We start from the raw sequence: 6,671 nt of genomic DNA, 5'->3' as shown, positions 1-6,671 counted from the left end.
TGGCACGTTCGCCTCGTGTGCCGCAGCGTCCACCGCATCTCAACCCAACACTCGTGACGATGGCGAAGCGCCCCTCAATCGGATGAGACGGGCGGATTAAACCGCTGATTTGGGTCAATCCGGAAGCGGAATATTTCTCGCCCGAGGACTTGCCGCGTCGGGCAAATCAGTGATCGAGGTCGGAGGTGCGACAACACAACGCTCCCTGCCGCTCGCCCTATTGCTTGATCGGCACCCAGATCTCGAGCCCGCCATTGCCGGTCGAGCCATCGAAATTTTCGTCATAGCGCTCGAAATTCGGCGCGTCCGCGACCTGCATGCCGGATTGCGGCAGCCAGCGATTCCAGATCGTGTTGACGGTGCGGCGGATGGTCGAGATGTGGTCGGCGTGGGTGAACACGGCGTAGGTCTGCTCGGCAATCCGGACGCGGGCGAATTCGCGCGGCAGGTCGGAGAAGTCATCGACCTCGACGCCGGCGATGTAGTCGAAATTGCCGGCGTCGTCGCCGTTGCAGCAGACACCATAAGAGACCTTGCCGACCCGTCGCGGAATATTGGGACACTGCAGGTGAAAGCTTTGCCATTGGTTCGGAATGCCGGCAGTGCTGTCGTTGCCATGATTGTAGCGTTCGCCAATGCCGGCGACGAGGAAGGCCTTGCCGGTCGCAATGCGCGGCGGCGCAAGGTGATCGAGGGCTGTCGAGATCATGGTGATCGGCTCCTGGAGCTTGAGGGTCTTCAGGCACGTCGTGGCGCGAACCATCTCGGGCGTGACGCCGAAATGGTCGCGGAACGCGCGGGTGAATGCTTCGTGGGAGCCATAGTCCGCATCCAGTGCGAGGCTCAGGATGTCGGGCGCACCGGCCGCGAGTTCGCGCGCGGCTTCGCTGAGCCGGCGGATCCGCACGTAGCGCATCACCGAAAACCCGGTCGCCTCCGCAAAGGCCCGCACCAGATGAAAGCGCGAGACGCCGGCAACGCCCGATATCTCGTCGAGCGTCAGCGGCGCGCCGAGATGGCTTTCGATGTACCAGAGCGCCTTCTGGGCTGGGTTCATGGACGACGGCCCTCCTTCGAAGCGCCACATCATGCGCGCCCGCCGTACGCGGGGTTTGACAGTCCTTGCTGTTCGCGGTCGGAACCGCCCGTTCCGCTGCACGGGAAATTATCGCAAAGGCGTTGCTGGTAACATAGTCGCATTCGTGCATACTCGCCGACGCATCGATCCGACGGCTCACCAAGCTGCCCGACAATCAAGACTGCATGAGCCACGGCCAGCATGTCAGGGAGAACAATGATGCATCACCGACTCTTGAGCTATGCCCAATCAGCCGCGCTTGCGGGATGTCTCGCGATCGCCGTTGCAACCGCCGCTCACGCGCAGAAGAAATACGATCCGGGCGCGACCGACACCGAGATCAAGGTCGGCAACATCATGCCCTATTCGGGGCCGGCGTCCGCCTACGCGACGATCGGCAAGACGGAAGCGGCCTATTTCAACAAGCTCAATTCCGAAGGCGGCATCAACGGCCGCAAGATCAATTTTGTATCTTACGACGACGCCTACAGCCCGCCGAAGATGGTCGAGCAGGCCCGTAAGCTCGTCGAAAGCGACGAGGTGCTCCTGATCTTCAACCCGCTGGGTACTCCGGGTAATACGGCGATTCAGAAATACATGAATACCAAGAAAGTGCCCCAGCTCTTCGTCTCCACCGGCGCGGCCAAGTGGAACGATCCGAAGAACTTTCCGTGGACCATGGGCTGGCAGCCAAGCTACCAGGTCGAAGCGCGCATCTACGCCAAGTACATCCTGCAGAATTATCCCGGCAAGACGATCGGCGTACTCTATCAGAACGACGATTTCGGCAAGGACTATCTGATCGGCCTGCACGACGGTCTTGGCGACCAGGCGAACAAGCTGATCGTCATCGAGTCGTCCTATGAGACGTCATCTCCTACGGTGGATTCGCAGGTGGTGCAGATCAAGGGCGCCAATCCTGATATTTTCGTCAACATCGCGACACCCAAATTCGCGGCGCAGGCGATCAAGAAGATCGCCGAGCTGAACTGGCATCCCGAGCAGTTCCTCACCAACGTGTCGGGCTCGATCGGCGGTGTCATCAAGCCGGCCGGCTATGACAACAGCCAGGGCATCCTCTCCACCGCCTATCTCAAGGATCCCAAGGATGCGGAGTGGAAGACCGATCCGGCCATGAATGAATGGCGCGCCTTCATGACCAAATGGTATCCCGAAGGCGATCAGGACGATGCCGCGACCGTGTTCGGCTATGGCGTGGCCAAGGGGCTCGAGCAGGTGCTGCGGCAATGCGGCGACAATCTCACCCGCGAGAACGTCATGAAGCAGGCCGCGAGCCTCAATTTCGAGATCGGCATCTACCTGCCGGGTACGCGCGTCAAGACCGCGCCCGATGATTTCGCCCCGATCGAGCAGCTTCAGATGATGCGCTTCAAGGGCGAGAGCTGGGACCGGTTCGGCCCGATCATGAGTGGCGAGAAGAGCTCGTAAGGCTTCGCTCAGTCGGTTTGCCGACGCCTGACTTGCCATGCCCGGGGCAGAAGCGCGAAGCGCGTCTTCGCGCCAGGCGTCCCGGGCATCCACGTTCCTTCCTGGTCGTGGCGGGAAGACGCGGATGTACCGGCCACAGGCGCGCGTAAGCGACGCCGTGCTTCGGACGGCTATGCCCAGCCATGGCTGAAATTCCATCACAATCGGAAAGGCAACAACAATGAAAATCACCGATGTCCGCGCCCACCACATTCGCATCCCCTATGACGCGGGACCTGCAAGCTTCCGCCAGGGCGCTTCGGCGATCTCGGCGCTCGACATGGTGGTCGTCGAAGTCTCGACCGACGCGGGCCTGACCGGCTGGGGCGACGCTTTCGCCTATGTCTGCCCAAAGACGAGTTGCACGGCTGTTACCGAGATGGTCGCGCCGCAGGCGCGCGGCCTCGACGTTCCCGATGCCGACGGCATTCCCGCTGCGATGGAGCAGATCCAGCGCAATCTGCATCTGTTCGGCCGCTACGGCATCACGATGTTTGCGGTATCCGCGCTCGACATCGCGCTGTGGGATCTCGCCGGCAAGGTGAAAGGCGTGCCGCTGCATCAATTGATCGGCGGCGCAAAACGCAAGCTGATCCCGGCCTATGCGAGCCTGTTGCGCATCGGCAGCCCCGAGCACATCGCGGCCGAGTGCGGCAGAGCGATCAAGCTTGGCTACTCCGCAATCAAGCTGCACGAGACCACGGTTCCGGCCGTGTTGGCCGCGCGCGAGGCAATCGGCTCCGGCGTGCCGCTGATGGTCGACATGAACTGCCCGATGGATGGGCCGACCGCAATCCGCTTCGCGCAGGACTGCAAGGCCGCAGCGCCGATGTTCCTGGAGGAGCCTGTATGGCCGCCGGAGGATTTTGCGACACTCGCCGAAGTGCGCAAGCAAGGCGGGCTCGACATCGCCGCCGGCGAGAACGCCTGCACGGTGCATCAGTTCAGCCAGATGATGAAGGCGGGCGCCGTCAGCCACGCGCAGCCTTCGGTGATCAAGGTCGGCGGCATCACCGAATTCCTGAGGGTCGCGGCACTCGCCGACGAGATTGGCGTCAAGGTGATTCCGCACTCGCCCTATTTCGGGCCCGGCTTCCTCGCAACGCTGCATCTGATGTCGATCCGCGATGAGGGCCTGATCGAGGTGTTCTTCATGACGCGCCCCGCCTGCCTGTGGGGTGGCCACATCGACGTCGACGCCAGCGGCCACGTCGCGGTGCCCCAGGGCGCGGGTCTAGGCTATGAGCCTGACAGAGGCGTGATGGAGAAGTATCGGGTGGCGTAGAGGCAAGCTTCGCCCTCCGTCGTCGTTGCGAGGAGCTCGCGACAAAATTGCGAAGCAATTTGCGCTGAAGCGACGAAGCAATCCATCTCTCCTCGCACGCGGGACGATGAATTGCTTCCACCTTCGCCGAGGCTACGGCGGACAACCGCTTCGCTCTCAAATGATGGGGAGACAGGTGCGCTACTTCGTCCCCTCTTTCGCCGCGGGCGCTGCGTCCTTCGCCGGCGGCGCCTCGGCTTTCCTCTTCAGATCTTCCGTCATCTTCGTCTGCGCAGTTTGCAGATCGGCAACAAGCTTCTGCAAACCTGCAACCGTGCTCTTCAATGCCTCGATCTGGCGGTTCGCAGCATCGAGCTTCTGCTGATTGTCGGTCGCAAGCTTCGTGATCGTCTTCTGCAGGAAATCGACGTTGCTTTGCAGGCAACTGGTGCGCCGCTCCATGGTCTTTTCGACGGTGCAGATCTCGATGCCGGGAACATCCTGCGCGAGGGCATTCCCCGACACGCCGAGCGCGAGCGGCACGCATACGACAAGAGCAAAGCGAGCGATCATCACACCCCCAACTGCCGCGGCATTCACAGCTTTGTGCAAATGACGTCCCAGACAAGCCACCGATACCACACTGATACCGCATTCAAGCGCTGTTCTTCGGCCATTGTGGGGAACTTCACGTGGGGCGGGGGCCTTCGGAACTTGTTTGGTTCGACCCTTGGCGATGGAGACAGATCAGATGGCAACGCGCGAAAAACGGCTGGCGCAATTCGATGGCAATGGTGCACCTTCGCCCGACCAGTGCGTGGAAGTGCTTTGCGAGGATCATAGCGGGACGTATCAATTGCCGTTCGCGTGCCGGTTTATCGATGGCCGCTGGCGCAATGAGACAACGGGAGGCGCCGTCGAGGCCAATGTCATCGGCTGGCGTATGCCGCGCGAGAAACAACCAGGCGTAGCCTGAGGCGCTCGTCACCTAAGTAGGCCGGCATCTGGATTGCACCGGCACCCAGTGGGTCCACATCATGATTGACGCGCCGCGCTTTGTCTCAAAACGCGACGCGGGCTTTGGCTGCCCTTAAGATTTGGAACGCGGATGGAACGAAACGCGTCCGAATCACTGATGAAGCGCCGTACTCCGTTGTTCATGGCTAGATGTGGTCATCAGCCCAAGGCGGCGCACCACATACAGAAGGCCGACGATCGGCCGTAGCCAGCGGCCGACGACAAAGGTTAATTCCTCCGCCGACGACATGGCTGATCAGGTCCACGGCGTGACCGGCGGTACCTTGTCGGTCGCCGGCGCAACATCGACCGTCTTGAAGTCGGCCGGGCTGACGATTTCGAGATACTCCATGTCCTTCGAGTAATCGAACAGATAGTGGGTGATGCCCGGCCGTTGGTGCACGACGTCGCCGGCCTCGACCAGCGTCTCCTTGTCCTCATACATGAAGCGGGCCCAGCCCTTGGTCATGATGACGATCTGGAAATCGCAGAGATGCTTGTGCCAGCCGGTGCCTTGCTCGGGCGGCAGGTCGGGATTGGCCTTGACCAGATGGCAGATCACCTGTCCGCCGGTGGCGTCGGCGATGCCGAGATCGCGATACAGGAAGAAGTCGCGCAGACCTCCTTCCTTAAACCCGGTGTCACCGGGTTTGACGTGGGAGAATTTGCTGACGACGGCGCGCTGATTCATCTGAAGCCTCCACGGGTCTCGTTTCGCGAGATTGCGGCGCGGCTCAGCGTCCAAATTTTCGGCAGCGTCGCATCGTCGCGTTCACAGCTTGACAACAACCATGCGAAATCCTTGCCAGCCGCGCCGCACGGCTGCGACGTGGCCGGTCGCCTGCTTCGATGCGCAGGAAGCGTCTGCAACTCAGGCCAAATCTGCGGTCTGCGGTCTTCGTGGTGCAAGGGTCCGCCGGCCATGCGGCGCCCGCGGCAGTCGCCGGCGGCGCGTCCTTTGGGCAGGACCTGCCCGCGGCTTGGGCCTGCGAAGCGCGCAGTAGGCCCGACACGCTGCCTAATATTCGACCTCGAGCTCCTCGACGTCGGCCGGCTCGGCCTTCGCGGCCTCGATCCATTCCTGCATCTCGGGCATCGTCATGATGGTGTCGGCGTAGGCCGCAAGTGCAGGCTCGAGCTTCACGTCATAGGTCATGAAACGGGTGACCACGGGCGCGTACATCGCATCCGCCATGTTGCGGCGCTCGCCGAACAGGAACGGCCCGCCCGACTTGGCGAGGCACTCGCGCCAGATGGTGCAGACGCGATCGATGTCGGCCTGTGCGCGCGACCAGATCTTGAAGCCGGGAAAATGCCCCTTCAGGTTGACCGGCAGTGAGGCCCGCAGCGTCGTGAAGCCGGAATGGATTTCGCCCGAGATCGAGCGGCAATGCGCCCGCTGGATGCGATCCTCCGGCAAGAGGCCGGCCTGCGGCATGATCTCGTTGAGATACTCCGCGATCGCCAGCGTATCCCAGACGGTCGCGCTCTCATGGCGCAGGCATGGCACCAGAATCGAGGACGACAGCAGCAAAAGTTCGGCGCGGGCCGCGGGATCGTCGGGCGCGGTAATGACCTCCTCGAACTCGAGGCCGGAGAATCTGGCGAGCAGCCAGCCGCGCAGCGACCAGGACGAATAATTCTTGCTGCTGATGGTGAGTGTCGTGTTCGCCATGTCGCCATTCCCTCGCACGCCTGGACAATTCTCCGCACCGTCTGCCGGCGCGGGCACGCGGCGCCCTGCTCAAGCACTGGGGCGCCCGCGCAATTTTGCAGCAAGCGACGTGCCAATTCACCGGGCGGCCTGCCCTCGCTTTTGGCGTC

General features: G+C 62.2%; 7 protein-coding genes. 3 read left to right on the top strand and 4 right to left on the bottom strand.

What is annotated here, in order from left to right; all coding sequences use genetic code 11:
- Window positions 1-217 precede the first annotated feature (217 nt).
- Window positions 218-1,057 (bottom strand): AraC family transcriptional regulator, encoded by an 840-nt coding sequence (locus JQ553_RS31030; RefSeq protein WP_212503867.1) that lies wholly within the window; start codon window positions 1,055-1,057, stop codon window positions 218-220.
- 237 nt (window positions 1,058-1,294) lie between these two features.
- Between JQ553_RS31030 and JQ553_RS31025 the strand changes: the two genes are divergently transcribed.
- Window positions 1,295-2,527, top strand: coding sequence for an ABC transporter substrate-binding protein (locus JQ553_RS31025; protein ID WP_212503866.1), 1,233 nt, complete (start codon window positions 1,295-1,297; stop codon window positions 2,525-2,527).
- Window positions 2,528-2,747: 220 nt separating this feature from the next.
- Window positions 2,748-3,851 (top strand): mandelate racemase/muconate lactonizing enzyme family protein, encoded by a 1,104-nt coding sequence (locus JQ553_RS31020; RefSeq protein ID WP_212503865.1) that lies wholly within the window; start codon window positions 2,748-2,750, stop codon window positions 3,849-3,851.
- Window positions 3,852-4,031: 180 nt separating this feature from the next.
- Here JQ553_RS31020 and JQ553_RS31015 read toward each other — a convergent pair whose 3' ends face one another.
- Entirely contained in the window at window positions 4,032-4,403 is a 372-nt protein-coding gene (locus JQ553_RS31015) for a hypothetical protein (protein ID WP_212503864.1), read from the bottom strand.
- A gap of 178 nt (window positions 4,404-4,581) precedes the next feature.
- On the opposite strand from JQ553_RS31015, the gene JQ553_RS31010 reads away from it, so the two are divergent.
- Window positions 4,582-4,806 (top strand): hypothetical protein, encoded by a 225-nt coding sequence (locus JQ553_RS31010; RefSeq protein ID WP_212503863.1) that lies wholly within the window; start codon window positions 4,582-4,584, stop codon window positions 4,804-4,806.
- A gap of 297 nt (window positions 4,807-5,103) precedes the next feature.
- Here JQ553_RS31010 and JQ553_RS31005 read toward each other — a convergent pair whose 3' ends face one another.
- A complete protein-coding gene (locus JQ553_RS31005; protein ID WP_212503862.1) occupies window positions 5,104-5,538 on the bottom strand; it encodes a cupin domain-containing protein in 435 nt (144 codons plus the stop codon).
- Between the two features lie 327 nt (window positions 5,539-5,865).
- Window positions 5,866-6,522 (bottom strand): glutathione S-transferase, encoded by a 657-nt coding sequence (locus tag JQ553_RS31000; protein ID WP_212503861.1) that lies wholly within the window; start codon window positions 6,520-6,522, stop codon window positions 5,866-5,868.
- Window positions 6,523-6,671: the final 149 nt, after the last annotated feature.

This window comes from Bradyrhizobium lablabi (genome assembly GCF_018131005.1).
Taxonomy (GTDB): domain Bacteria; phylum Pseudomonadota; class Alphaproteobacteria; order Rhizobiales; family Xanthobacteraceae; genus Bradyrhizobium; species Bradyrhizobium lablabi_D.
This window is presented reverse-complemented; position numbering and strand designations above follow the sequence as displayed.